The 24,523-nt window shown below is 62.2% G+C and carries 22 protein-coding genes and 1 pseudogene; 6 read left to right on the forward strand and 17 right to left on the reverse strand.

Translation table 11 applies throughout. From position 1 onward, the window contains the following. Positions 1-103 precede the first annotated feature (103 nt). The 3 genes from HG421_RS20665 to HG421_RS20675 all read right to left on the reverse strand — a co-directional run bounded on the left by HG421_RS20665 (position 104) and on the right by HG421_RS20675 (position 4,330). A complete protein-coding gene (locus HG421_RS20665) occupies positions 104-2,053 on the reverse strand; it encodes a choice-of-anchor X domain-containing protein (protein WP_169707977.1) in 1,950 nt (649 codons plus the stop codon). Between the two features lie 315 nt (positions 2,054-2,368). After that, positions 2,369-3,250: a methylenetetrahydrofolate reductase gene (locus HG421_RS20670; RefSeq protein WP_169708292.1), complete on the reverse strand. Its 882-nt coding sequence runs from the start codon at positions 3,248-3,250 to the stop codon at positions 2,369-2,371. Positions 3,251-3,415: 165 nt separating this feature from the next. Continuing rightward, positions 3,416-4,330: a LysR family transcriptional regulator gene (locus tag HG421_RS20675; protein WP_169707978.1), complete on the reverse strand. Its 915-nt coding sequence runs from the start codon at positions 4,328-4,330 to the stop codon at positions 3,416-3,418. Between the two features lie 181 nt (positions 4,331-4,511). Between HG421_RS20675 and msuE the strand changes: the two genes are divergently transcribed. The 3 genes from msuE to HG421_RS20690 all read left to right on the forward strand — a co-directional run bounded on the left by msuE (position 4,512) and on the right by HG421_RS20690 (position 7,309). Further along, positions 4,512-5,105, forward strand: coding sequence for an FMN reductase (gene msuE / locus HG421_RS20680; RefSeq protein ID WP_169707979.1), 594 nt, complete (start codon positions 4,512-4,514; stop codon positions 5,103-5,105). A gap of 163 nt (positions 5,106-5,268) precedes the next feature. Further along, positions 5,269-6,252 (forward strand): DUF1852 domain-containing protein, encoded by a 984-nt coding sequence (locus HG421_RS20685; protein ID WP_169708293.1) that lies wholly within the window; start codon positions 5,269-5,271, stop codon positions 6,250-6,252. A 28-nt stretch (positions 6,253-6,280) separates the two neighbouring features. Continuing rightward, on the forward strand, positions 6,281-7,309 hold the full coding sequence (locus HG421_RS20690; RefSeq protein WP_169707980.1) for a methionine synthase: 1,029 nt from the start codon (positions 6,281-6,283) through the stop codon (positions 7,307-7,309). 68 nt (positions 7,310-7,377) lie between these two features. On the opposite strand, the gene HG421_RS20695 is transcribed toward HG421_RS20690, so the two are convergent. Then, positions 7,378-8,835: an OprO/OprP family phosphate-selective porin gene (locus HG421_RS20695; protein WP_169707981.1), complete on the reverse strand. Its 1,458-nt coding sequence runs from the start codon at positions 8,833-8,835 to the stop codon at positions 7,378-7,380. 624 nt (positions 8,836-9,459) lie between these two features. Next, positions 9,460-10,338 carry an SDR family oxidoreductase gene (locus HG421_RS20700; RefSeq protein WP_169707982.1) on the reverse strand — a complete coding sequence of 293 codons (879 nt, stop codon included), beginning with the start codon at positions 10,336-10,338 and terminating at the stop codon, positions 9,460-9,462. Between the two features lie 134 nt (positions 10,339-10,472). On the opposite strand from HG421_RS20700, the gene HG421_RS20705 reads away from it, so the two are divergent. Then, the gene (locus tag HG421_RS20705) at positions 10,473-10,904 is read left to right on the forward strand and encodes a winged helix-turn-helix transcriptional regulator (RefSeq protein WP_169707983.1); all 432 of its coding nucleotides are present in this window, start codon (positions 10,473-10,475) and stop codon (positions 10,902-10,904) included. 278 nt (positions 10,905-11,182) lie between these two features. Here HG421_RS20705 and HG421_RS20710 read toward each other — a convergent pair whose 3' ends face one another. The 9 genes and pseudogenes from HG421_RS20710 to HG421_RS20750 form a co-directional block, all read right to left on the reverse strand. Further along, positions 11,183-11,455, reverse strand: a complete 273-nt coding sequence (locus HG421_RS20710; protein WP_169707984.1) for a hypothetical protein — start codon at positions 11,453-11,455, stop codon at positions 11,183-11,185. Positions 11,456-11,710: 255 nt separating this feature from the next. Continuing rightward, the gene (locus tag HG421_RS21465; protein ID WP_323134497.1) at positions 11,711-12,214 is read right to left on the reverse strand and encodes a DUF5655 domain-containing protein; all 504 of its coding nucleotides are present in this window, start codon (positions 12,212-12,214) and stop codon (positions 11,711-11,713) included. Next, positions 12,195-12,539, reverse strand: a complete 345-nt coding sequence (locus tag HG421_RS20720; protein WP_169708294.1) for a VOC family protein — start codon at positions 12,537-12,539, stop codon at positions 12,195-12,197. Before HG421_RS20720 ends, HG421_RS21465 begins: the two co-directional genes overlap by 20 nt. 263 nt (positions 12,540-12,802) lie before the next feature. Further along, on the reverse strand, positions 12,803-13,174 hold the full coding sequence (locus tag HG421_RS21405) for a DUF3224 domain-containing protein (protein ID WP_228330424.1): 372 nt from the start codon (positions 13,172-13,174) through the stop codon (positions 12,803-12,805). A 670-nt stretch (positions 13,175-13,844) separates the two neighbouring features. Continuing rightward, positions 13,845-14,165: pseudogene (locus HG421_RS20730) on the reverse strand (hypothetical protein). Between the two features lie 386 nt (positions 14,166-14,551). Beyond that, a complete protein-coding gene (locus HG421_RS20735; protein WP_169707987.1) occupies positions 14,552-15,262 on the reverse strand; it encodes a hypothetical protein in 711 nt (236 codons plus the stop codon). 77 nt (positions 15,263-15,339) lie between these two features. Continuing rightward, on the reverse strand, positions 15,340-16,074 hold the full coding sequence (locus tag HG421_RS20740) for a hypothetical protein (protein WP_169707988.1): 735 nt from the start codon (positions 16,072-16,074) through the stop codon (positions 15,340-15,342). Positions 16,075-16,167: 93 nt separating this feature from the next. Next, positions 16,168-16,527 carry a hypothetical protein gene (locus HG421_RS20745; protein WP_169707989.1) on the reverse strand — a complete coding sequence of 120 codons (360 nt, stop codon included), beginning with the start codon at positions 16,525-16,527 and terminating at the stop codon, positions 16,168-16,170. 472 nt (positions 16,528-16,999) lie between these two features. Then, a complete protein-coding gene (locus HG421_RS20750; RefSeq protein WP_169707990.1) occupies positions 17,000-17,401 on the reverse strand; it encodes a hypothetical protein in 402 nt (133 codons plus the stop codon). 1,324 nt (positions 17,402-18,725) lie between these two features. On the opposite strand from HG421_RS20750, the gene HG421_RS20755 reads away from it, so the two are divergent. Next, a complete protein-coding gene (locus HG421_RS20755; RefSeq protein ID WP_248279439.1) occupies positions 18,726-19,580 on the forward strand; it encodes an integron integrase in 855 nt (284 codons plus the stop codon). A 217-nt stretch (positions 19,581-19,797) separates the two neighbouring features. On the opposite strand, the gene ilvD is transcribed toward HG421_RS20755, so the two are convergent. Then, complete coding sequence (gene ilvD / locus HG421_RS20760; RefSeq protein WP_169707991.1) at positions 19,798-21,636, reverse strand: dihydroxy-acid dehydratase; 1,839 nt, start codon at positions 21,634-21,636, stop codon at positions 19,798-19,800. Between the two features lie 264 nt (positions 21,637-21,900). On the opposite strand from ilvD, the gene HG421_RS20765 reads away from it, so the two are divergent. Next, the gene (locus HG421_RS20765) at positions 21,901-22,167 is read left to right on the forward strand and encodes a YkgJ family cysteine cluster protein (RefSeq protein ID WP_169707992.1); all 267 of its coding nucleotides are present in this window, start codon (positions 21,901-21,903) and stop codon (positions 22,165-22,167) included. Between the two features lie 269 nt (positions 22,168-22,436). Here HG421_RS20765 and HG421_RS20770 read toward each other — a convergent pair whose 3' ends face one another. Both HG421_RS20770 and HG421_RS20775 read right to left on the reverse strand, forming a co-directional pair. Further along, positions 22,437-23,333 carry a DUF2167 domain-containing protein gene (locus HG421_RS20770; protein WP_169707993.1) on the reverse strand — a complete coding sequence of 299 codons (897 nt, stop codon included), beginning with the start codon at positions 23,331-23,333 and terminating at the stop codon, positions 22,437-22,439. Between the two features lie 80 nt (positions 23,334-23,413). After that, positions 23,414-23,959, reverse strand: coding sequence for a gamma carbonic anhydrase family protein (locus HG421_RS20775; RefSeq protein WP_169707994.1), 546 nt, complete (start codon positions 23,957-23,959; stop codon positions 23,414-23,416). Positions 23,960-24,523: the final 564 nt, after the last annotated feature.

Below are 24,523 nucleotides of genomic sequence, written 5' to 3' on the forward strand. Positions count from 1 at the left end.
GGCCCAATCTCGTAGATATAGCGGCTGAAGCGCGCGGAAAATCGTGAGAGAAAGCGGTCGGTGCACGGGCGCCGACCGTTACACCGCGCGCTTCAGCCCGCAGCTATCTGGCCGCGTTGGCGTTCATCACCGCATTGCGGTTGGCATCCAGATACTGCGCCGGGTCGCGCATGCCGGTGGTGTGGCACTGGCCGGTGGTGTGGCCGCGATTGACGCCGCCGGGCAGCTGCGCATTGACCTGCTCCACGGTGCCGTCTTCCGGGTCGTTCAACACCAGGTCCGAGGCGGCGTTGCAGTAGTCATTGGTGTACCAGTTGGTCTTGGCGAACGAGGTGGCGTAGTAGTCGACCTTGGCGCGCGCCTCGGCGGGAATGCCAGCCAGCCAGGCCTTGGCGCCGTCGTAGGTCATGTCCGCATTGGTGCCGCAGCCCACCCCGAACCACGACCCCACCGCGGCCAGTACGCCGGACAGATTGGTGCCCTGGTAGGGCGTGCCCACCGATTGCATCACGCGCCCACCGCTGGCGTTATCCAGGCCGCTCCAGTAGTAGGTGTACAGGTGCAGCGCGGCCATGCCGCCCTGGCTGTGCGCCACCGTGGAAAACGACGACCACTGGCTGGCGAACTGCGCGATGCGCTGTGCAAACTGGTCGTTGCTGCGGTTCTGCTTGGCGTCCAGGAATGTGGAAGCGTTGGTGAACTGCGCCTGCGGCCATACGCCGTTGGAGCAATAACCGTGCACCAGCACCAGCTGCGATCCGGCCGCCTGCGGTTGTGCCATGGCGGTGGCCAGCGTCGACGGGCGTGGCCCCATGCGCATGCTCTCGTCGATGCCCCCGGTGGCACGCGCGATGCTGGCGCGCCGCAACTCCGGCATCTGCAGCGGCAAGCTGTCAGCCTGTACCAACGGGATGTAGTAATCGGGGTCTTCGATGCGCAGCCCACGCAGCGAGAACGGTGCACGTGCGCCGGCACGCGCAATCCAGCGCTCGTCCAGGCTCAGCGGCAGCTGTCCCTGCTGCGGCGCCAGCATGCCGCCGATCCATGCCACCGGCACATCGCGGCCCTTGGCATCGGTACCCCACACCTGCCCGAACACACGATAGTGCGACGGTGCCTTGCCGCGCGCAGCCACCGGCAAGGCAAGCGCGAGCCGGGTACCTTCGGCTGCGCGTGCACTGAGCGCATTGCCCATCAGGCGCAGGGACGTATCCAGCACGGGCATTACATGTTCGCTCGTCCGCACGAAGGGCTGCCCGGCCTGGTCGTGGCCGTGCACGATGACCTGCGCAATCCAGGTACCGGCGCGGCCTGGCTGGAAGTTGCCGCCATACACGCCGTCGCCGGCCGCGCCATCATCGTGGGCGCCGTCGTCGGCCATCGGCAGGACGCGCACGGCGCCTTGCGGATCGATCACCCGCAGGCTGGCGGTATCGATCTGCCCGGCCTGACTGGCGAGCAAGGTCGCACCACGCGCATCGCTGCCGCTGAGCATCGCGTTGAGCGTCAGCGACTTGCCCACCAGGTGCTGGCGATCGCGCGGATACGCGGCCAGTTGCGTACGGGCATCGCCCTCCATCAGCACATAGCCGCGCTGTGCCAGCGGCGAGGCCGATTGCAGGGTCAACGACCAGTTGCCGTTCTGCGCGGCGTCCACCGCGTAGCGCATGCCGGTGGTGCCGTTGTCCGCCGTGCCCAGCACGGTGCGTTGTGCCTGCAGCTGTGGCGCGTCGACGGCGCGTGCGCCAGCACCACGTGGTGCCGCCACTGCGGCGTCCCATGCCTGGTCGCCGGCCAGCACCATGAAGCGCAGGTGGCCATTTTCCACCGGCAACGTGCCTTGCCAGCGCGCGGCGTTACCGGCCGGCGTCAGCTCCACCGGCAACAAGGCGCTCTTGGACAGGATCGCCGACTCGGCCGGATCGGGGGTGCGCATCTGCGCGAACTCCTCGGGAGGGCCGGCCAGTTGTTTGGGCTGCAGGTCGGCCGCCGCCAGCGGCATCGACATCAGCGACAGGGTGCACATCACGGACAACAACGAGGGCTTGCGCATGGCGACATCTCTCCTTGGACGTTGCGGATGCAATGCCACCGCACGCAGCGACGGCACTGGATGCAGCGCCCCCTCGCCGCGATTCGCAAAAGGTTATACATCGCATGTATGACAAGCCTGCTGTGCGCTGCAACACCTCACGCGTGCAGCGTCGAAAACGTCAGGACTAAAGAGTACAGACTGTGACGCGGGTCGCGGACATGCCGAAAATTGGGCGCTCTTGCGTATCGAAATCCTGTTCGAGATCGACGTTCGGCGCATCACCTTGCGTGCATTCGGCGGCTCGGTCGAGCGCGCGCCATCTGTCTGACGCGTCTACAGGTTGACCGGATGCGTGAGCCTGCTCCGGGAGCGGTAATGCTCAACCCACGCGACCGAGCGCGCGATCCCGCCGAACGGAAACAGGTGCAGGCGGACATCGCCGTGCGCGTTGGTCAGGCCGGCGGTTAGGCGATCGACAAAGCGGTCCGGCCCAGCCGTTCCAAGCAGCTTACCGATGGAGATGCCGTAGTTGGACAGCATCGCCGCGCTGGCGCTCACACCGCACCTTGCGGCATAGCGGGCGAGCACCGCAACGCCGGCAGGACCTGGCACACCCACGCGCACCGGAGCATCAATGCCACGCGCGCGCAGCGTTTCCAGCCACCGCAGCACAAGGTCCGCATCGAACGCGAACTGCGTGACGATCAATGGCGCCATGCCACGCTCGGCGATGCTGCGACACTTGCGCTCCAGCACCTCCCAATGAGCGCCTGCGTGCATGGCCGGATGGCCTTCCGGATGTCCCGCCACGGCGATGCTCTGGATTCCAGCGCGCTCGAAGACGCCGGTCGCGATCAGCGACACGCTATCTGGAAACGGCCCGATCGGAGACGACGGATCACCCGCGATCACCAGGCAGTGCTCAACGCCGGCCTCATCGACGGCGCGCCTGAGGAACGCCTGCAGGTCGTCGAGCGAGGCGATGCGGCGCGCCACCAGGTGCGGCATGGGCGTAAAGCCAAGCGCGCGCACTGCGCATGCGGCGGCCAGTCGCGTCGCGGTGTCCTGGCCGGGCAGGGACGGGATGGCAATGCGGGAGCCGGGCATGATCCGCGGCGCCACTGCAGACAATGCGTCGACGTCGTTCGCGCCCACCTCCAGCGAGTAGGCGTCGATGAAGGTGCTGGCGGGCCTGGGCGTGTCTTGATGCATCAATGGGTGTTCATTGGTTGGTCCCGGCACGCTTGCGTCGATCGAGCGCTGCTGGACAGCGGCATGGCTCTTATCAGCGCACCAGAGCGCGGCGCGCAGCGGCCATGCAACAGGTGCGGTTGTTGCGGTGAGGCAGCGCACGTGGCGCGCGGCGGGCGATAGCGCCCATCAGTTGGCTGCGGGTGGATGGGCGGTGGCATTGGCAGGCTGGCGCGCCAGTTCGATGAAGGCACGCAGGTAGTCGATGGCGATATCGGCCTCGCGCGCGCCCAGGAAGATCTGCTTGGGGATGCCGCGCGCACCCAGCCGGACCGGCACCACGTCCATCCTTGCCGCATATTCCTCGACCAGCCAGCGTGGCATGGCGGCCACGCCGCGGCCGCTGGCCACCATCTGCATCATGATGTCGGTGGTTTCGATGGCCTTGTGGCGGCGCGGCGTGACACCGGCCGGCAGCAGGAACTGGCTGTAGATATCCAGGCGCTCCAGGTCCACGGGGTAGCTGATGAGCACCTCGCGGGTCAGCTGTTGCGGCTTGACGTAGGCGGCCGACGCCAGCGCATGGCCCTTGGCCACGACCAGCACCTGCTCGTAATCGAACACCGGCTCGAACCTCAGCCCGGGCTTGAACAGCGGGTCGGGCGTGACCAGCAGATCGATCTCATAGCCAAACAACGCGCCAATGCCGCCGAACTGGAACTTCTGCTTCACGTCCACATCCACATCCGGCCACGTGGCCAGATAAGGCGACACCAGCTTGAGCAGCCACTGGTAGCAGGGATGGCATTCCATGCCGATGCGCAGCGCGCCGCGTTCGCCCTGCGCAAACTGCCCCAGGCGCTCCTCGGCCAGCGCCAGCTGCGGCAGCACCCGGTTCGCCACCGCGAGCAGGTATTGCCCGGCCTGGGTCAGCCGCAGGCTGCGTCCCTCGCGCAGCCAGACGTCGGTGCCCAGCTGCTGCTCCAGCTTCTTCATGCTGTGGCTCAGCGCGGACTGGGTCAGGTTCAACACGCCTGCAGCGGCCGTCAGCGAGCCTTGCTGCTCGACCTGCTGGACGATGGTGAGATGGATGCGCTCAAGCATTCAGATGATCCGAATTCATGGATTGTTGAAATAACACCATTTTACTTCATCAAATGCGAACCCTAGCATCGGGTTCCTCGTCGTTCGCCCGCGTCTGGACCTACCCACATCAGGATCACCCGAGGTCGGGCCTGCCTGTCCTGGCCGCGAACACGCTTCCCCACTGCTCAGGTCCATCCGCATGACTGCAACCCTGCCACCTCCACTGCGCGTTGTCGCCGTCTCTGGCGGGCTGCAGCGTCCTTCCAAGGCCGCCGCGCTGGCACACCACCTGATGGCCCTGATCGGCGACGACGTGCCATGCGAGCCGCATCTGGTCGAACTGGGAGCGTTGGCACCGCACTTTGCCGGCGCGCTGTGGCGCTCGCAGCTGCATGAAACGGTGGAGCAGGAACTTGCCGCCGTCGAGCAGGCAGACGTGCTGGTGGTGGCAACGCCGGTCTATCGCGGCTCGTTCACCGGGCTGTTCAAGCACTTCTTCGATTTCATTCATCAGGACGCCCTCATCGACACCCCGGTATTGCTGGCGGCGACCGGTGGCAGCGACCGCCATGCACTGGTGATCGAGCATCAATTACGGCCGCTTTTCAGCTTCTTCCAGGCACGCACGTTGCCGCTGGGCGTCTACGCGACCGACCGGGATTTCCTGGACTACCGCGTGCACAACGAGGCCCTGGCCGAACGGGCCAGCTTGGCGGTGCAACGGGCACTGCCACTGATCGCATTGACGCGGCAGGCACCGGCCAGCGCCGCAACTGCGGTGGCCGCGGCCTGAATGCTACCCGCCTTATGGCTGCACGGCGGGCCACCTGCGCCCGCCGCGACAGGAGTGTCTGGTGCGTGCCGGCTGCTCCAGATGCCGGGCGCGCATCCAGCCGGCACCCACCGCTGCGCCGCAGGGCGCGCGTCCCTTTCGAAGAAACGAGGCGTCAGCTGCAATGACTCAGCCATTCACCTTCACCATCAAGAGCCTGCGGTTCGACGAGGACTACCAACCCTCGGCCACGACGCGCAACACCACCAACTTTGCGAACCTGGCCAGAGGGCAGCGTCGTCGGGAGAATCTGCGTAACACGCTGGCGATGATCAACAACCGCTTCAACGATCTGGCCCATTGGGATAACCCCACGCGTGATCGCTACGCTGTCGAGCTCGACATCATCTCTGCCGAGATGCACATCGGTGGGCGTGACGCGGGCGATGCCTTTCCGTTGATCGAGATATTGAAGCCTTCCATCGTCGATCACCACACCGGTGCCCGCATCGATGGCATTGCCGGGAATAATTTTTCCTCCTACGTGCGCGACTACGATTTCAGCGTGCTGCTGCCAGCGCACAACCAGGACAGCGCCGGTTTCAACATCCCCGAGGATTTCGGCCACCTGCACGGCACCCTGTTCAAGCACTTCGTACACTCGGACGCCTACACCGCGCGCTTCGACAAGCCGCCGGTCATCTGCATCAGCGTCTCCACCAGCAGAACCTATCACCGCACCGGAAACCGGCACCCCATCCTGGGTATCGAATACAGGCAGGATGCGTTTTCGCTGACCGATCAGTATTTCGAGAAGATGGGCCTGAAGGTGCGCTACTTCATGCCGCCCAACAGTGTTGCCCCGTTGGCGTTTTACTTCTTCGGTGATTTGCTCGGTGACTACACCAACCTGGAGCTGATCGGCACCATCAGCACGATGGAAACCTTCCAGAAGATTTACCGGCCAGAAATCTACAACGCCAATTCCGCAGCAGGCGCGATCTACCAGCCGAGCCTGAATCATCAGGATTATTCGTCCACCCAGATCGTCTACGACCGGGAAGAGCGCAGCCAGCTCGCGGTGACGCAGGGCAAATTCACCGAAGAACACTTCATCCGGCCCTACGGCAACCTGCTCGAGCAATGGGCATCCCGCCACGCTTCCTGATCACCCTCAAGCCAAGACATCACGCATCATGAAAAAGCTGCTCCCCACCTCAACCGCCGGCAGCCTGCCCAAGCCGTCCTGGCTGGCACAGCCGGAAACACTCTGGTCGCCCTGGAAACTGCAGGGCGCCGCACTGATCGAAGGCAAGCAGGACGCGTTGCGCCTGTCGCTGCAGGAACAGCAGCACGCCGGCATCGATATCGTCAGCGACGGCGAACAGACCCGCCAGCATTTCGTCACCACCTTCGTCGAACACCTCAGCGGTGTCGATTTCGAAAAGCGCGAGACGGTCAGGATCCGCGATCGCTACGATGCCAGCGTGCCGACCGTCGTTGGTCCGGTGAGTCGCCCCACATCCGTGTTCGTGGACGATGCCAGATTCCTGCGCCAGCAGACCGACCAGCCCATCAAGTGGGCGCTGCCCGGTCCCATGACCATGATCGATACGCTCTTCGATGCGCACTACAAGAGCCGCGAAAAACTGGCCTGGGAATTTGCCAAGATCCTCAATCAGGAAGCCAGGGAACTCGAAGCCGCCGGCGTGGACATCATCCAGTTCGACGAGCCGGCCTTCAATGTCTTCTTCGACGAGGTCAACGACTGGGGTGTTGCGACCCTGGAGCGCGCGGTCGAAGGGCTCACCTGCGAAACCGCCGTCCATATCTGCTATGGCTACGGCATCAAGGCCAATACCGACTGGAAGCAGACCCTGGGCTCGGAGTGGCGCCAGTACGAAGAGTCTTTCCCCAAGCTGCAGACCTCCTCACTGGACATCATCTCGCTGGAGTGCCACAACTCGCACGTACCGATCGATCTGATCGATCTGGTGCGCGGCAAGAAGGTGATGGTCGGCGCCATCGACGTGGCAAGCACGACAATCGAAACACCGCAGGAAGTGGCCGAGACACTGCGCAAGGCGCTGCGCTTCGTCGATGCCGACAAGCTCTATCCCTCCACCAACTGCGGCATGGCGCCACTTGCCCGACATGTCGCGCGCGGCAAGCTCAGTGCGCTCAGTGCAGGCGCAGACATCGTGCGCACAGAGCTGTTGGCCTAGACGCTCGCGGCGCCATAGAAGCGCCCCCGCAAGCGGGGGCTTTCCCGTTTTCCATCAGGTTGCAGCGATCAGTAATTGACCTGCAACTGCACTCGCAGCAGATCGCCTTCCACCACCGGATACGGCGCGGTGGTGACGTCGGTGCGCTTCATCTTCGAATAGGCAAACACCAGTTCCAACGCGTCCATCGGCTGCCATTCGACACCGGCTTCCACTTCGTCCAGGCGCATGCGCGGCGCGTTGGTGTCGAACTTGGAGCCACCGCGGTAGGTCTGCCATTTCAGGTACGGCAGCAGCGTGCCGTAGGTGAAGTCGTGCTTGAACATCGCCTGCACGTAGCCGCCGCTCAGCGAACGGGTGCGGATGCGGCGCTGTGCGACATCCAGCTCCGGCCCACGGCCCACCGTCCACTCCGCCTGCAGGCCGAACGGCTGCGGGTAGTAAATGACGTGCGCGGCCACGCGCTGGTCGGTATAGCCGTTGGGGTCGGTGATGGCCGGGGTGAAGCTGCGGCCACCGATGTTCACTGCCGCGGCGGTTGGGACGAAGCGCCCGCTGTAGGCATCGGCGCCCACTTCCAGGTACTGGCCATTGGCGAACTTGAACGGGTAGGTGGCATGCACCACCGCGTGCATGCTGTCGTTGCGCTCGGCGCGGTTGGCGCCCTGGCCGTTGTACACGCCCGCGCCCAGTACGCCGTAGTCGCCCGAGCCCTTCAGGCCGGACTTGACCAGGTCCTGGAAGCGGCCCTTGGCCACGGTGGGGCTGTAATAGAACACCGCACCGATATCGCGTTCGTCGCGCAGGCCGGAGTTGAGCGCATCGGCACGGTCCAGGGTGAGGCGGTTCTGGCTGGACTGCAGGTTTTCCCAGCCGTACGGCATTTTCGACTGGCCCACGCGCACGCGGTACTCGCGCTTCTTGTCGAAGAAGATATCGGCGTAGGCATCGCGCAGCTGCGCGAAATTGGTGGTGTTGGTGCCTGCCGGCGTGCTCGCAAAGTCCGGCTGGAAATACAGCGACACATGCTCGTTGAGGTCGCCGCTCAGCACCAGGCGCGCGCGCCGGATACCCAGGCTCTGGTCGTTGCCGATGAAGCGGTCGCCCGGCGCACGCAGGTCCTGCGCATCGCCGCCGATGCCCTGGTTGTAGCGGATCTGGGTGTAGCCGCGCAGGCTGAGCTTGTCGTACCACTTCTTGCCGGCGTCGGCCGACCTGGCCGGTGCAGGCGCAGCTGCCGCAGCGGGGGCGGGTGCGGCCTGGGCGATGGCGGTATCGGCCGGCGCCGTGGCACCCGGCGCCGGTGGCAGCGGTTGAGCCGGTGCGGCGGGCATTGCCGACGCCGGCAGCTTGCCGTTTTCGTCCACCTGCACGAATTTACCCAGCTTGTCGCGGCCCGGTGCGGGCTCGGCGAAGATCTGCTTGGTCTTGCGGTCGACGTACAGCTCCAGCTCGGCGGCCAGCGTGCTGCCGCTGGCGGTCGCGCTGAGGGCGCACAGGACGGTGGCGAGATTGCGTTTTTTCATGGATCCGGCTCGTACAAGGAAATCGGGGTCGATGGAGCGATCGGACCGGTGCGCCAGCGGGCTGCAGACACGGCAATGGACCGTCCATCAAGATGCCCGGTCGTCCCTGACGGCGCGGCAATGGCAGCAGTTATATTTAGATTTGATGTCAGTTTGGTGACACTGGCAGCGCGCTCTTTGCGCTGCTTGTGTCAGCAGCGTGTCCGCGCGGTGTCAGTTATGCGACCGGCGCAAGACGCGCCCCGTGCAAGCCGGCGCATCGTTGCAAGGCAGCATTGCCGCCATCAGGGCGGGCAGGTCGCGGTCTGTGGGCGAGCATGCTGGTGCAGTGCCCGGATCGCGGTGCGGCAGTTAGGGGGGCGGTCGCAAGGCTCCCGGACACTCGCACGCCTTCCCTGCGCGCCGACCCGTTGCACAGGGCTACGGAGCTTCACCTGGCGGTCATTGACCTGAGCCACGTCGATCAATGGGGCGCCGCTGTCGTCATTACGCCGAGTGAGGCCCCTCCGGCAGCAGGTCGGAGCCTGCTTCCGGTCACGGGTCACGGGCGATCGCGTAGCGCAGCGCTCACCCGGGGGGCGACGGCCGACTTTGTCGGCCGCCGACGTGATGCCTGACGCCTGCTCAGTGCGCTGCCAGCGCCGCCGCCACCGCCTCGCGCAATGGCGTGGTCGGGCGCCCGATCAGCCGGCTCAGCGTGTGGCTGTCATCGAACAGGCTGCCACCGCGCGATGATGCCGAGCACTGCGCCAGCACCTGCGCAAACCCGGCCGGCACGCCCACCTGCACCAGCGCCGCGGCGTAGTCGGCCTCGGGAAGGTCGTGATAGGCCACCGGCTTGCCCGACTGCCGCGACACTTCTGCCGCGTACTCGTCCATGGTGAAGGCGGTATCGCCTGCCAGTTCATAGACCTGCCCGGCCTGCGGCGCGTCCGACGCCAGCACTGCCGCCGCTGCCGCCGCGTAGTCCGCGCGCGTGGCCGCACTGATCTTGCCCTCGCCCGAGCTGCCCATTGCCCCACCGTGCTCCACCTCGGCCGCAATCGCGCCGGTGTAGTTCTCGGTGTACCAGCCGTTGCGCAGCAGCACATGCGGCACGCCGCTGTCGCGCAGCAGGGCCTCGGTGGCCACATGCTCTTCGGCCAGCGACAGCGTGCTGGTGTCGGCATGCAGGATGCTGGTGTAGGCGAGCAGTTCGACCCCGGCACGCTTGGCGGCTTCGATCACATTGCGATGCTGCGGTACGCGTGCGCCAACGGCATTGGACGACACCAGCAGCACCCGGCCGACCCCGGCAAACGCCTGGTCCAGGCTGTGCGGGTCGGCGTAGTCGGCCTGACGCACCGTGATGTCGCGTTTTGCGAACCCGGCGAGTGACGCAGCATCACGGGCCGTTGCTACGATGCGGCTGGCAGGCACGTGCGCAAGCAATGCGTCGACGACCAACGCGCCCAGTTGCCCGCTGGCACCGGTGACAAGAATCAGGGGGGAAGCATGTGCCATGGTGCGCTCCAATAGGTTTAGAGAAGAGGTTTGGTCTAGTATTTAGACCTCGTGGTCCGCGCGCCTATTGTCGGGACCGTCCGGTCCTGCGCAAGGAGGCAGTTTTACTCCCCCTGGTTACCGTGAGATACCCCGTGAATGCGATTGCCTTGTTTCCGCCGCCGCCTTCCCTCGAAGGCCCCTTCGACGCCACCAAGTGCCCCGTGCGCGATGTGCTGGACCAGATCGGCGACAAGTGGACCTTGCTGATCCTGTTGACGCTGATTCCCGGCCCGTCCCGCTTCAGCGCCATCCAGCGCGCGGTGCCGGACATCTCCAAGCGGATGCTGACCCAGACCCTGCGCAACCTCGAGCGCAACGGCATGATCACCCGCAAGGTCTACGCCACCAAGCCGCCCAGCGTGGAGTACGCGCTCTCCAAGCTCGGTATCGCGCTGCTGGGCCCGGTGTCGCAACTGCTGAACTGGGCAGGCGAACACCACGCCAGCATCCGCGCCGCCCGCGAGCGGTTCGATCGCGCCCAGCAACCGGCAACCGCACTGGACGCCGACGACGCCCTGGCCTGACGGCTGAGCCTGGCCGTTGCGCACCGCCCCGCAGCCAGGTGTCGCGCTTTGACTCCACCTGCCACGCGCGTGCTCGGTTGGGGCATTGCGCCCGTCGAGCAGGCAACGCTATTCCTGCGGCAGGGTAGGACGGCTGGTTTCAAACCAGCGCAGTGCGCAGGGTAGCCAACGGTGTCGCACGGGTGCGATACCGTTGTACCTGCGCCGGGCACTTCTCCCCGCGCTCTGGCAGAGGTGGATGCGATGGTGGCGATGACCACTGCTAGCCAGCGGCCACGTTATCGCAGGTCCGGATTGCGCCAGTGAATCCAGCACCAACCGATCCCTGAAGCGACCAAGGAACATACCAGTGCGCCCCGCATCCAGTATGCGCCGACGGCATGCGCGCCAAACGCCCCCACCACGAATCCAGCCAGCGATAGACCGGCAACCTTGCGTTGCTCAACCAGCCACCTGGCCTGTTTGACACGTTTGAGGCGTCGCGCTTCCTGCTCCGCAGCATCCTGCCGCATGACCGCACGGGCAACCTCTTCAGCGTTAGAACGATCCATCGTCTACTCTCTCCAGGAAATATCGCGCACGCAACGAGCTCGGTGATGGGAGTTGCTGCGACCTGCAGCCGCAGGCACGCACTGCATGGCGTATTCAAGCACGACATCTTGAATCAGAAAAGATGATGCGCTGCCACCGCCTCACAAGCGTGGTGCGTAGCCGCCAACACCAAGTTGCCAACGCGCAATGTCCATGCGGCGTCCTGGTGAATCATCCATGCGGCCGTTGGCCGCTGGATAAAGAGCTACACGAGGTCAGGCCAGCGATTGCTCATACGCCTCCACCAAGAATGGCCTCATGGCTTCAAGCTCATCCACCGACCGCAGCTTCGCAACCACGGTGAAGCGAGTTCCATCCGACACATGCTTGATGAAGAGCGCGGGGTTCGCAGCGCGATGCAGGTGAATCGCCAGCCGCACGGCATCGCGCATCACGATCACATCCGCAAACACGCGGTGGCTGCGCAGCAGCACATAGCGCGCTCGGGCCACACACTCGACCGGCCCAAGGGTTGCCACAAAGGTCAAGTGCAGCGTAGAGCGACAAGCCCTTCTGGTCGATCGCGTAAAACACCCTCTGCGTCGCCGGTGCCACAGGCGTGCCGCTGCCCCTTCCGCGTGAACTTTCGATTGCATGCCGGGCACATCCACGTGCTTGTCATGATCTAGCCCTGCAAAGGAGCCGAAGCGGCAACGTCCCCCGGTCTTGCGTCGCTGGCGCTCAGACCACCGACCTTCCCTAAAGTTGCCACAACCCATGATCGTTGCCGGCGTGCAGATAGATGGCAAATTTTCCACGTCCGGGAATTTCCATCGGCGGCACGCCAACCTTGCCGCCAGCCTGGACGATAGCGGCAAAAGCAGCCTCGATGTCCTTCACTAGCCAGTAGGGCCGTACCACTGGATCTTCAGTGCCGCGCAATGGTGCGCGAACACCAATCAAGCCACCGTTGGCCAATGTAGCCGTACGTGCGTTGCCAAGTTCTGCGACAGGCTCTCCAAATTGCACTCCATCCGCTGAGCAGTAAGCCGCGCATACCGCGTCCACGTCTGTTGTCACGATCTCGAGATAGTGAAGCTGCATCATCTTCTCCGCAGATGGTCGGAAGTTGATCCCCTCGATACTCAGTTGCTGGATCGAAGACCAATGAGTTACGCGTCTACCTTGCGAAACACCCGCGACCATGGCCGCGCAGGCGATGCCACACCCAGACGCGTCTTTCTGGACGATGTTAGGCATGTTGCAATCTGCAAAAGCGTCTTGACGTTTAAGCAAGCGGCCGTGGCGGGCCGTTTGAGCGAGGGAACAGGCAGCGCTGCGCGCTACGGAAGCGTGTACTCGAATGCTTAGCTGTGTTTGCCAGCTGCAATGTGGATGTTGAAGTCACCGGCCAGACCAACAAGCTCACCAGTGCCGGAATCGGGAACCATGGTGACCGATAGGCTTGGGCTTCCTTGGTTCATTATTCCGGTATGTTGAAGGACGAAGGTTCCTTTCTTGCCTTTCAAGGAGCCTTCGACGGTCTCGATGGCAACGTACCCGGCTGAGCCCTGGACTAACGTCATCGCGCTCAGCATCTGGCCTTTGCTCGTCGCGACCAGGTCGCCGGATATCGTCTTGTCGATGGACATTCGACCGAGCTTTGAACCTTCGGCTTGACCTTCGAAGGCAAGCGGTAGCAGCTTGACTACAAATTCACCCCTGGCGACTTCATTCACGACGGATGGCCTCGTTGCGTGCTGATTTGATTGTGCCTGCGCCGCCGAAGCAAGCGATGCGAGCAGGACAGCGAAGAGGAACGGGCGCTTTGACGATTCGCTACTGACGCTTGAAGTAAGCCGAGTTTCCAAGCGGCATCGGCTTGAAGGAGTTGTTAGGCAGGAAGTGGCCGCAAAGCGTGAGTGTTGCAACCATGCTAGCCAACACTGCCGCATAAGCCGAGTGTGCCACAGGTTGTGGGATAGAGCTTACCCAATAACTTCGAGACGCATGATGCAAGCGAAGTCAAGCGCAAGGAGTGTTGCACGGCAACGACGTGCGAGAGCGACGCACAAGACCTATCGACACGAGCAACGATCATGACTGCTATCCGGAGCCGACCGCATGCGTATCCGCAAGGTTACCGAAGCCGGATCCACCAACCGACTTGCTGCACCACCGCCTAACACCTGAGTCGAGCTACGCCGCGAAGCGGCGTCGGCTTGGACGAGTTGTTAGCCCTCGCGGGGGTCGAACACCAGCTGCATGCTCTGGTGGAAGGGCACGAGATTCCAGTGTTCTAGCAGCTGAAGCGCTCGCTGGTAAGGGAGTGCCGGATCGATATCGCCGAAATCGAACGCAGGTTGATTCCGGGATGCTGACGCCAGCTGCGCGGCTTGAAAGAAAGAATCACGGTCGAGGGCGCCACCCCAGAGCTGGGTCTGGAGAGCCTCCACGATCGCCTCCGCCTGGACGGCTTCGGTTTCCACGGATCGGTTGCTCGGATCGTGGACCGCCTGCATGACGAAACCCGCATCCGAACCGGCGGCTACCTGGCTGAGGAAGCCATGCCGGAGCGGCAATGCGGACTCCACGATGTAGTGGATCAAATCGTGGGGCAATGTACCTTGGCGTGGCATGGCGCACTGGGTTTCGCTGCCGTCGGCCCGGACAAACCGAAGTCGATCAACTTTGTCGCTTTTCCCGAGCTTTTTCCGCGATGAGCTTCATGAGAGGGCTAACGCCTAAATTAAGCCGACCGGCGAAGCGGTGTCGGCTTGAACGAATTGTTAGGCAGCGAGTGACCGCAAAGGTTGGATGGTGCAACCATGCTCCCCAGCACTGCCGCCTGGACCGAGTGTGCCGCAGCTTGTGGGATGGAGCTTGCCCAGCGATGCCGTGGCGCGGTGCCACCGAAGCCAAGTGCAATGAGCGCAGCGCGCCCACAACGTGCGAAGCCGAAGCGCCGGACTCACCGCAACCCATAACAGCGGTGACTGCCGCCCGGGGCTGACCGCATGTGTGCCAGCCCACTCACCGAAGCTCGCCCGCCGACGTGCTTGCTCCACCACGGTCTAACGACAAGCTAAGCGGCGCAGCTATGCTGCGTCCTTGCTTCAGCGCATTGTTAGCTTTGGTAGAAACTTAACTTCACCCTTGAGAAAAGTATTATAGAACTGAGTTAGTACGTGGTACTTTTGCCCAAAGATAGAGCCATATCTAATATCTACAACCGTAGACCTGCCCGAGGTACTGAAAGTACAAGGAGGTATATCACCATTGATTACTCCACAGGCAAGTGCTTCTAACTCAAATGGTCGTTCAGATTGAATTTCTGTTGAAACCCTTAGAAGGGGTGCGCCTGAGTCATCAGGGTTAAAGAAGTTTTCGTAGTCGCTTAGTAACGCTACTTTGTACTTACGAGTTTCTCCAGCGCGAATATCTACTCCACTACCATTATAGCCGTTAGCAAATTCATCACCATATGGGGATTTATTAGAGTCATAATTATAAAATTCTACTCTGACATTTTTTGCGGTCACATTAGATGTGTTTTTTATAGTAAAAGTTACTAATTCATCGTTGGAGCTGTTTCTTTCTTTTTCTACCCTCGTTATTTCTAATTTAGTCGGATTCTGATCAATGGTGAGGAGGTCTTGAGCACTCAGCTTCGATGGAGCGGGTTCCAGCCATTGGTAAACACTAATAGTCCAGATAATCAGCTGGACTGAGCCTACAAATATTCCAATTGCAGCTCCAACATAGCCAATTCTATTTGGCATAGTCCAACTTTTGAACTGCTTGGACGAAGGTATTAAAAGTTTCAAGTTATCTCCGTTCACTTAGTGAAAGCTGACGCCTGAGTTAAGCCGTGGCGCGAAGCGGCATCGGCTTGAACGAACTGTTAGCTAGCACTCTCTTCATTTGGACCCAAGCCAATGACGTTCAAAAGCATTCTTCCAAGTGGAGTTGTGCTGGGCGAGTGGTACGAGAAATTTTTAGTGAATGCGTCGATCTCGGGCTGCTTATTGCGATCTAGCCTAAGATCTCGTTGAAGCAATCCAAGGCTTTCCAGGTGTGATTTGTAGCTCTCTTGGAGAGTGTGCCGGTCTTGTTCGACTTGGGGTGCGCCCATGTAGGCCCTAGCCGGCTGCAAGACTGATTCGTGGGTCTTCCAGAACTCATCTGGAGCGCCGATATATGACCCAATGAATGAACGAAGCCAGATTATTTCAACGTCGTTAATCTCACCGAGAATTCGAAGAAGATGACGAGAGTCGTTTTGGCTTTCTTCCTCTTCCGTAAGGCTGTGTGCAACTAGAGAGGCTAGGTACTCTCTTCGCTCATCGCTTGTCGAGCGTGCCGCCTGTCGCATTGCTTCTTCTGTGAGTTCTACAAATTTTTCGTCAAAGAAACGACGATGAATAAAATTCTCTTCCAACTGGTTGATTCGCCTATCCAACGCGGCGGCAAATTTTGAGATTCTTTCAATTCTTTGATTAGGAATGATTGTGCTGGCGAGTTCAACCAGCAGCGATCCAGCAAATGGGACTGCGCCAAGAATCGACTTTGCGCCAGCTGCTACGTAGTCGATTGCTTTGTTCTTGATTTCGGAAGGACTGGAAGAGTCGTCTGTCATGTTCTGGCTAACGCCTGAATTAAGCCGACACGCTAAGCGTGTTCGGCTTGAATGAACTGTTATACATCAATCCGTATGGCCTACTTGGCTATCCTATTCCTGACTAGTGAGGGCGATATCGATAATATCGATGTTGATACGCGCGCGAATTTCAGAGCTTGTGATGTCGTGAGATGTAGGTACTACGATTATTCGTGCCTCAATTTCTATGTCCCAGTCGCTGTCATGGTCCTCGCCGTCCGAGTCAGTGTGCTGCACAACGCACGTGCCTTTGATCCGAACCACAATACTCTCCGGTGGTTCTTCACAGGAGTACTCGGGCTCTTCGCGGTCGACACTTATAATGCTCCCCTCGTAATTTCCTCGGTCGCCATCGTCAACTTGGTGGCCATGACCGATAACACGCTTAATGATCTCATCTGAAAAGATTTCTTCGACTGATTTTGCAAACATCTGTGCAACTCCTTTTGAGGTATAACGCCTGAATTAAGCCGACCCGCGAAGCGGGTTCGGCTTGAATGAATTGTTAGGCAGCATCTCTCTCGCCCCTTTTCGCTCGAGTTCCACGAGCTCATCAGCAGGCTTGGCCTGTAAGGGAGGCGGGACTCCCGAGAAGCAATGACAGCCTTCTTAGTACGAACGACAAATGACCGAAGCATCTCCTGAGCCTTATTGATCATATGAGTACCCTCCTTTTGGATGAGATGTGAAAGAACGGAACAAGCTTCTGAAACAAGGAATCCAGCGACAAAGCTAACTGGTCCAGCTGCAACATAGAACAGGCCCGTCATCATCAGTCTCAGGAGGCCGCCTCTGAGAGACACAGAAGTGTTTCGACGATTTGTCTATGCTGTCTAACGCTTGAATTAAGCCGACCCGCAAAGTGGGTTCGGCTTGAATGAATTGTTAGTGCTCAATCTTGCGCCTAGCCATTGAGAGACAACCACGCGGCAACTTGCTTGTTGAGCGTATGCAATTGCATGTCATAGTCATCTGGCCACTCCGCGAATGCCCTGGTGCGAATGCCATCAAGCACGTCTTTAGGCACGCGAGCATTCTCATACTGGAAAAACTCTCGAGCGGCATTAAACTGCTTTTTGACCGTGTGTAGTTGCATGTCGTAGTCACCGTCCCATTCCGTGAAAGCTGAAGAGAAGATGCCGTTGACGAAATCACTCGGGTCAAGGCTTGAGTAAAATTGATTGAGCTCGAGATAGGCGTCAATCTGTTTTTCTAGCGTGTGTTTCTGCATGTCAAAGTCATCGGGCCATTCTTCCCGCGCTTTGGCAAGGATGCGTGCGTGAACATCTGCTGGAACACTCGCCATAATGTCTCGTTGAGCGCTAACGCTTGAATTAAGCCGAGTTGCGAAGCAACTTCGGCTTGAATGAGTTGTTAGGCAGTGAGTGGCCGCAAAGGTTGGATGGTGCAACCATGCTCCCCAGCACTGCCGCCTGGACCAAGTGTGCCACAGCTTGCGGGATGGAGCTTGCCCAGCGATGCAGCGGCGCGTGATGCTACCGAAGCCAAGTGCACCGAGCGCAGCGCGGGAACGACGTGCCAAGGCGAAGCACCGAACTTGCCGCAACCCGTAACGGCGATGACTGCTGTCCGGAGCCAACCGCATGCACGCCTGCGAACTCACCGAAGCTGCCCCCGCCAACGCATTTGCTCCACCACCGCCTAACGCCTGAGTTAAGCCGAGCCGCGACGCGGCTTCGGCTTGAATGAATGGTTAGATGGCAGTTTCATGATCTCACCGCCCAAAGGACAGAGAGCAACGCAGTGAAAAGCGACAAGTTGGCGACGAAGCGCAAGGCTACGCGATAAGTAAATGGTGCTCTCCAAGTCCGACAGAGACCATACACGCTAGCCAAGCCAGCGAGGATGCTTACCAGGAAGAGGGGCCAGCTGAAGCCAACACGCAGCAATAGGAACAACGCAGCAAGCGTCCCAGCGACAGATACTGCTGTAACGAGAATGCCTTGGGAGGTATTGTACGGGCGTGGTGCCATTACCATCTAACACCTGAGTTAAGCCGCGCCGAGAAGCGGCGTCGGCTTGAATGAATAGTTAGCCACCACCTGGCCGCATCACAGGGCAAGCCCCCACTAGCGCGTTCGACACGAGAACATTCATGGGGTCGCCCCAGACATCTTTGTTGGCTAGCAGATACTTATCGACAACGTCTCGTAATACTTCGCTGCTCATTTCAGAAGTACATGCATGAACCTTCCCCACCTCTTCCTTAGATGCTCCGTAGAACCCAGAGCTCAACAGCCCGTCTACAACGCCCATTACATAGGCTGATCGAGTGGAAGGTGACTGCGCAACATACGCCTCACCTTTCAAGTACCCATCATAGACATGCACCGACTGCGCAGAACTGGCCGAGGCAGCTAACAACAGACCAGCGAATAATCCGAATCGCATAACCAAGTCTCCTGCGGGCTAACTACTATTGGACCGCCGAAATGCGGCGTTGCATGGAGTATCTTCGATCGTTGGGGCCTTGTGAATGGGGGAAATCCTAGCCGGGATCACGGGCTGCACGATGGCAAGCGGGCGCGACCATGCTGTCCAGGCGTATGAAATACACCAAAAAAACGTACGGCGTAACCGCATCCCCAGGGCCCCGGTTACTCGACCAGGTGCGTGAACGCCTGCGCGTTCGGCACTACAGCCTGCGCACCGAGCAGGCGTACCTCAGCTGGATACGGCGGTTCATCCTGGCCAGCGGCAAGCGCCATCCGGCGCAGATGGGGCAGGCGGAGGTCGAGGCGTTTCTTACCCGCCTGGCGACCGATGCTCAGGTGTCTGCGGGGACGCAGAACCAGGCCCTGGCTGCGTTGCTGTTTCTCTACCGCGAGGTCCTGCGTATCGAGCTGCCGCGGATGGAACATCTGGTGCGTGCCAAGCGGCCCAGGCGCATCCCGGTGGTGCTGGCGCGGGAGGAAGTTGCACGCCTGCTGGCGGGGATGGAGGGTACGTGTTGGCTGATGGCCAGCCTGCTCTACGGCAGCGGGATGCGGTTGATGGAATGCCTGCGGCTGCGCATCAAGGATGTGGACGACGCACGCGGGGAAATCGTGGTGCGCGATGGCAAAGGCGGCAAGGACCGCCGGGTGCCGCTACCGCTCAGCCTTCGAGATGCGCTCCTGCGTCAGCGCGAACGCGCGCTGGCGGTGCATGCCGCCGATCTTGCGGCCGGTACCGGGCGGGTGTTCCTGCCGCATGCCCTGGCACGGAAATATCCCAATGCGGATGCGGAGCCGGGGTGGCAATACCTGTTTCCGTCTGCGCGCCAATCGCGCGATCCGCGCAGTGGCAGGTGGGGTCGGCATCACGTGTCCGAAGAAATTCTGCAGCGTGCGGTGCAGGTGGCGCGGCGCCGCGCCGGCATCGCCAAGCCGGCCACCTGCCACACCTTGGCGACATTCGTTCGCCACGCATCTGCTGGAGCCGGCCACGATATCCGCACCGTGCAGGAGCTGTTGGGTCACTAGGATGTGGCCACTACCCAGATCTATACGCATGCACTGGGCCGCGGTGCGTCTGCGGTGCGCAATCCGCTGGATGGGCCCGGCCTCACGGGCGGCGATGGGTGAGGCGGACTTGCCGGCGGTGGTGCCTTCGCTCTTGGGTCGCAGGTGCTGCTCCGCTGCCGATGTGCTGCATGCAGACGGAAATATCAGCCGACGCTAGTGCAGTCGGCCGAATGCCTCAACCGTCCAACAACGCCTTATCCCGCACCGCGCCCTTGTCCGCGCTGGTCGCCAGCAACGCATACGCCTTCAGCGCGGTGGTGACCTTGCGTGGGCGCAGCTCCACCGGCTTCCAGCCCTTGGCATCCTGCTCTGCACGACGAAGGGCGAGTTCCGCGTCCGAGATCAGCAGATTGATCGAGCGGTTGGGGATGTCGATCAGGATCTTGTCGCCATCACGCACCAGGCCGATGGCGCCGCCTGCGGCTGCTTCCGGTGAGGCGTGGCCGATCGACAGGCCCGAGGTGCCGCCGGAGAAGCGGCCGTCGGTGAGCAGGGCGCATTGCTTGCCCAGGCCCTTGGATTTCAGGTAGCTGGTGGGGTACAGCATCTCCTGCATGCCGGGGCCGCCCTTGGGACCTTCGTAGCGGATCACGACGATGTCGCCGGCGACCACCTCGTCGGCCAGGATGCCTTTGACCGCTGCGTCCTGGCTCTCGTACACACGTGCATTGCCTTCGAACACGTGGATGGATTCATCCACGCCGGCGGTTTTCACCACGCAGCCGTCGCGGGCGATATTGCCGTACAGCACGGCCAGGCCACCTTCCTGCGAGAACGCATGCGCCACGTCGCGGATACAGCCGTCGCTGCGGTCGGCATCCAGGGAGTCCCAGCGCGTGGCCTGGCTGAAGGCAATCTGGGTGGGAATGCCGGCCGGGCCGGCCTTGTAGAACGTGTGCACCTTGTCATCGTCGGTCTGGGTGATGTCCCATTGCGCGATGGCATCGGCCAGGGTGCGCGCATGCACGGTGGCTGCATCGGTGTGCAGCAAGCCGCCGCGTGCCAGCTCGCCAAGAATGGCCATGATGCCGCCGGCGCGATGCACGTCTTCGATATGGTATTTCGGTGTATTCGGCGCCACCTTGCATAGCTGCGGTACGCGCTTGGACAAGCGGTCGATATCGCGCATGTCGAACGGCACTTCGGCCTCCTGCGCGGCGGCGAGCAGGTGCAGGATGGTGTTGGTCGAGCCACCCATGGCGATATCCAGCGTCATCGCATTTTCGAAGGCGTCGAAGGTGGCGATGCCGCGCGGCAATGCGGTGGGATCTTCGCCGCCATACCAGCGGTGGCACAGTTCTACTGCGGCGCGTCCGGCACGCAGGAACAGTTGTTCGCGGTCGGCGTGCGTTGCCACCACGGTGCCGTTGCCCGGCAGCGACAGCCCCAGCGCTTCGGTCAGGCAGTTCATCGAGTTGGCGGTGAACATGCCCGAGCACGAGCCGCAGGTGGGGCAGGCGCTGCGTTCGAATTCGGCGACCTTTTCGTCGGAGGCGCTGTCGTCGGCGGCGATCACCATCGCATCGATCAGGTCGAGCTTGTGCTCGGCCAGCTTGGTCTTGCCGGCTTCCATCGGGCCGCCGGAGACGAACACGGTGGGAATGTTGAGCCGCAGCGCAGCCATCAACATGCCGGGGGTGATCTTGTCGCAGTTGGAAATGCACACCAGCGCATCGGCGCAGTGCGCGTTGACCATGTATTCGACCGAATCGGCGATGATTTCGCGGCTGGGCAGCGAATACAGCATGCCGTCGTGGCCCATCGCGATGCCGTCGTCCACGGCGATGGTGTCGAACTCCTTGGCCACCCCGCCGACGCGCTCGATCTCGCGCGCCACCAACTGCCCGAGATCCTTCAGGTGCACATGCCCCGGCACGAACTGGGTGAACGAGTTGGCGATGGCGATGATGGGCTTGTGGAAGTCGCCGTCCTTCATGCCGGTGGCGCGCCACAACGCGCGCGCGCCGGCCATGTTGCGGCCGTGGGTGGAGGTCTTGGAGCGGTATTCGGGCATGGCGGATTCAACGACAAAGGCGAGCGGTGGCTGGCAATTAGACCGCGCCAGGACTGTTGCTGCTGCAACCGTCAAGGCGCGCTCGGATGATCCCGCACGGTAGCACGCAGCTGTCGCGCCCACGCGTCGCTGAAATGTAGCGAACGCACGGGCGATACCGTCGAGCAACCGGCCAATAATCCTGCGCGGAACGGTTCACCCCTGTGCGTAACATCGGCGATGCATTGCCACTGCCCGCGAGCGTGGGCGGTTTAGACTGTGCGCATGAGCGCCCTTGTGTCCTGCCGCGCGGGCTGTGCCGCCTGCTGCATCGCCCCCTCCATCAGTTCGCCGATTCCGGGCATGCCGCAGGGCAAGCCGGCCGGGGTGCCCTGCGTGCAACTGGATGCGCAGTTGGGCTGCCGCCTGTTCGGGCAGCCGAGCCGGCCGGCGGTCTGCGCGAGCCTGCGTCCGTCAGTGGAGATGTGCGGCAACTCGCGCACGCAGGCATTGGCGATGCTGGCTGCCCTGGAGCGTGCGACGCAGCCTTGAACGTTGGGGCGCTGCGCCTCTGCCTGCGGCCAAGGCTGGCGTAGTTCAAGGTGGCCGAAGGATCGCGCCGTGGTTCGAGTGCGTTGCCTGGTGCTTGCAGGCGACTCAAGACAACGGTGGAGAAGGGAATCGGGCAGGGCGCTACGCCGACGACCTAGCCCACCGAAGCAGCGCAGGCCTTGCGCTCATCGCCCCCAAGCGCTGCGATCTGCCCGGTCTTGCCGGGCAAGGTGCCGATGTGGATCGGCATCGGCAGCGTCGACGCGCGCTCACCCGTTGGCGTTGGCCTTGCGCCCGGCAAAGACGCGCTTGATGCCGGCGCCCAGCGCCAGCACGCCGAACAGCACCAGCTTCCAGCCCTTGGCCAGCAGCAGGCCCAGCTTGGCGAACAGCCCGGCCTTGGCCGCCAGGCCACCACCGATCAGACCGGCCAGGCCATAGCTGGCGATCTTGTCGGTGGACGGGTTGTGGTCGGCATAGCGTGCGCCCTGGTCGAACTCGGTCATCGGCAGCAGCTGCTGCATGCCCTGACGCACCTGCTCGAGCTGGCCCATGCCGGCGACGGCGTTGAGGCTGAGATAGCCGCTGCGCCCCAACACGCGGATGTCGTAGTTGAGGGTGTGCTGCTGGGCGCCATCGAAGCGCAGTTCCTTTGCCCAGTAGAGCTTCTTGCTGCCGGCGTCGTAGCGCGGCGGCACGGCCCAGCCGAGCAGGTCGACCGTGCCGTACCCCTGTTCGCGCCGTGCGGCGTTGTCCTCGGCGGTACCCTTCTGCATCTGTTCCAGCAATTCGCTGTAATCGATCCTGGCGGCGTCCTCGTCGGACACATAGCCCTCATCGCTATAGGTCACCACCACCGCCCAGCTGTCCGGTGCATCCAGCGCAGGCGTGCGCGGCACGATCATGCCCAGCACGCTGTCGTCGGGCGGGTTGCCCCACAGCTGCTCGAGCACGCGGCGCGTATCGGCCTTGTCGAGGTAACGGAAGGCCGGGTCCAGATCGAAGTGCGCCTTGGCCTGCGGCACGGCGATATGGCCGTCGTGATACTGCAGCGCAGAGAGCACTTGCGCCTGGTCCGCGGCCTCGGCCGGTACGGCGAGCAGCAGCGGGCTTGCGACAAGCAGGCAGGCGGCCAGCAGGCCGCGCATGACAACGGACGTGTGCATCAGGTCGAATCCATTCGATGGCAGCGTCCCCACGCCGCAGGGCGCAGATTCTGCCATGCGTTCACACGGCAGACAACGGGTCAGCGCGCGCTGGCGATGCCCAGGTACTGATCCTTGAGCCGCACATAATGCTGGGCCGAGTAATGCAGGCTTTCGATTTCCTTGTCGCTGAGCGTGCGCGCCAGGCGGGCGGGGTTGCCCAGCCACAACTCTGCCTCGCCGACCACCTTGCCCGGGCCGACCACTGCACCTGCACCGACAAATCCGTAGCGTTTGACGGTGGCTCCATCCAGCACGCAGGCGCCCATGCCGATCAGGCACAGGTCTTCGATGCTGCAGGCATGCAGGATGGTGCCGTGGCCCACGGTGACGTCGGCGCCGATCACGGTCGGGTAGCCGGCCTTGTTGAACGGGCTGTGGTGGCTGACGTGGATGATGGTGCCATCCTGCACGTTGGTACGCGCGCCGATCTGCACATGGTTGACGTCGCCGCGGATCACCGTGCCCGGCCACACCGACACATCGTCGCCCAGGCTCACCTTGCCGATGATGGTGCAGGCCGGGTCGATGTAGACGCGCTCGCCCAGTTGCGGGGTGTGGTCCAGAAACGGGCGAATCGGGGTCACGGTAGTCTCCGGCAAGTCAGCGTGCCGCCAGGTGCGGACACGGTGTGGATGATACCCGGGCCGTGGTGGTGGCTGCGGAAGGGCCCAGGTCTTACGCCAGAGGTGCATCTGCGCGCGCGGCGCTATGCTGCCGGCAGCGGCCTGTACGCCGGCAGGATCATGAAGCGGTGGGCGCGTGCCGCTGTTGTGCAAGGCTGCGATCGCAGACCGCAGTGACTGCATTGTTGCGTAGTAGGAACCGCACGCGTATCGCGGTGTTGTTGGCTGGCAGCCGCAGTGTGTCGCGGTCAGGCAACGCAATGGCGTCGCGACCGTCTTGGTGTCCCTTTGCGGCAGCGTCGCGACTGGCTATCGACTTCACGCATCGCAGCGATGGACGTCGCTGCGATGCGTGAAATCGATAGCGCGCCCCGAACGCGTGCTCGCCCAAGCGAAGCCCGATCCCGTCACGTCCGATAAGCGCACAGCACTGCGGTGATCCGGCTTGAACCGTGCCTGCGATCGGCCTAGCGTGCGTGCAGTTGCGATGCGGCGGCGAGTGCCGGAGCGACGCGAACATCGTGT

The organism is Xanthomonas campestris pv. badrii (assembly GCF_012848175.1).
Classification (GTDB): Bacteria; Pseudomonadota; Gammaproteobacteria; order Xanthomonadales; family Xanthomonadaceae; genus Xanthomonas; species Xanthomonas campestris_C.

What these genes read in the sequence shown, in the direction of transcription:
- HG421_RS20690 (WP_169707980.1), top strand. Translation starts at nt 6,281, where the DNA reads ATGAAAAAGCTGCTCCCCACCTCAACCGCCGGCAGCCTGCCCAAGCCG.
- ilvD (WP_169707991.1), bottom strand. Translation starts at nt 21,636, where the DNA reads ATGCCCGAATACCGCTCCAAGACCTCCACCCACGGCCGCAACATGGCC.
- HG421_RS20665 (WP_169707977.1), bottom strand. Translation starts at nt 2,053, where the DNA reads ATGCGCAAGCCCTCGTTGTTGTCCGTGATGTGCACCCTGTCGCTGATG.
- HG421_RS21465 (WP_323134497.1), bottom strand. Translation starts at nt 12,214, where the DNA reads ATGGGTTGTGGCAACTTTAGGGAAGGTCGGTGGTCTGAGCGCCAGCGA.
- HG421_RS20710 (WP_169707984.1), bottom strand. Translation starts at nt 11,455, where the DNA reads ATGGATCGTTCTAACGCTGAAGAGGTTGCCCGTGCGGTCATGCGGCAG.
- HG421_RS20695 (WP_169707981.1), bottom strand. Translation starts at nt 8,835, where the DNA reads ATGAAAAAACGCAATCTCGCCACCGTCCTGTGCGCCCTCAGCGCGACC.
- HG421_RS20720 (WP_169708294.1), bottom strand. Translation starts at nt 12,539, where the DNA reads ATGCAGCTTCACTATCTCGAGATCGTGACAACAGACGTGGACGCGGTA.
- HG421_RS20700 (WP_169707982.1), bottom strand. Translation starts at nt 10,338, where the DNA reads ATGGCACATGCTTCCCCCCTGATTCTTGTCACCGGTGCCAGCGGGCAA.
- HG421_RS20675 (WP_169707978.1), bottom strand. Translation starts at nt 4,330, where the DNA reads ATGCTTGAGCGCATCCATCTCACCATCGTCCAGCAGGTCGAGCAGCAA.
- HG421_RS20745 (WP_169707989.1), bottom strand. Translation starts at nt 16,527, where the DNA reads ATGTTTGCAAAATCAGTCGAAGAAATCTTTTCAGATGAGATCATTAAG.
- HG421_RS20765 (WP_169707992.1), top strand. Translation starts at nt 21,901, where the DNA reads ATGAGCGCCCTTGTGTCCTGCCGCGCGGGCTGTGCCGCCTGCTGCATC.
- HG421_RS20740 (WP_169707988.1), bottom strand. Translation starts at nt 16,074, where the DNA reads ATGACAGACGACTCTTCCAGTCCTTCCGAAATCAAGAACAAAGCAATC.
- HG421_RS20685 (WP_169708293.1), top strand. Translation starts at nt 5,269, where the DNA reads ATGACTCAGCCATTCACCTTCACCATCAAGAGCCTGCGGTTCGACGAG.
- msuE (WP_169707979.1), top strand. Translation starts at nt 4,512, where the DNA reads ATGACTGCAACCCTGCCACCTCCACTGCGCGTTGTCGCCGTCTCTGGC.
- HG421_RS20770 (WP_169707993.1), bottom strand. Translation starts at nt 23,333, where the DNA reads ATGCACACGTCCGTTGTCATGCGCGGCCTGCTGGCCGCCTGCCTGCTT.
- HG421_RS20750 (WP_169707990.1), bottom strand. Translation starts at nt 17,401, where the DNA reads ATGGCGAGTGTTCCAGCAGATGTTCACGCACGCATCCTTGCCAAAGCG.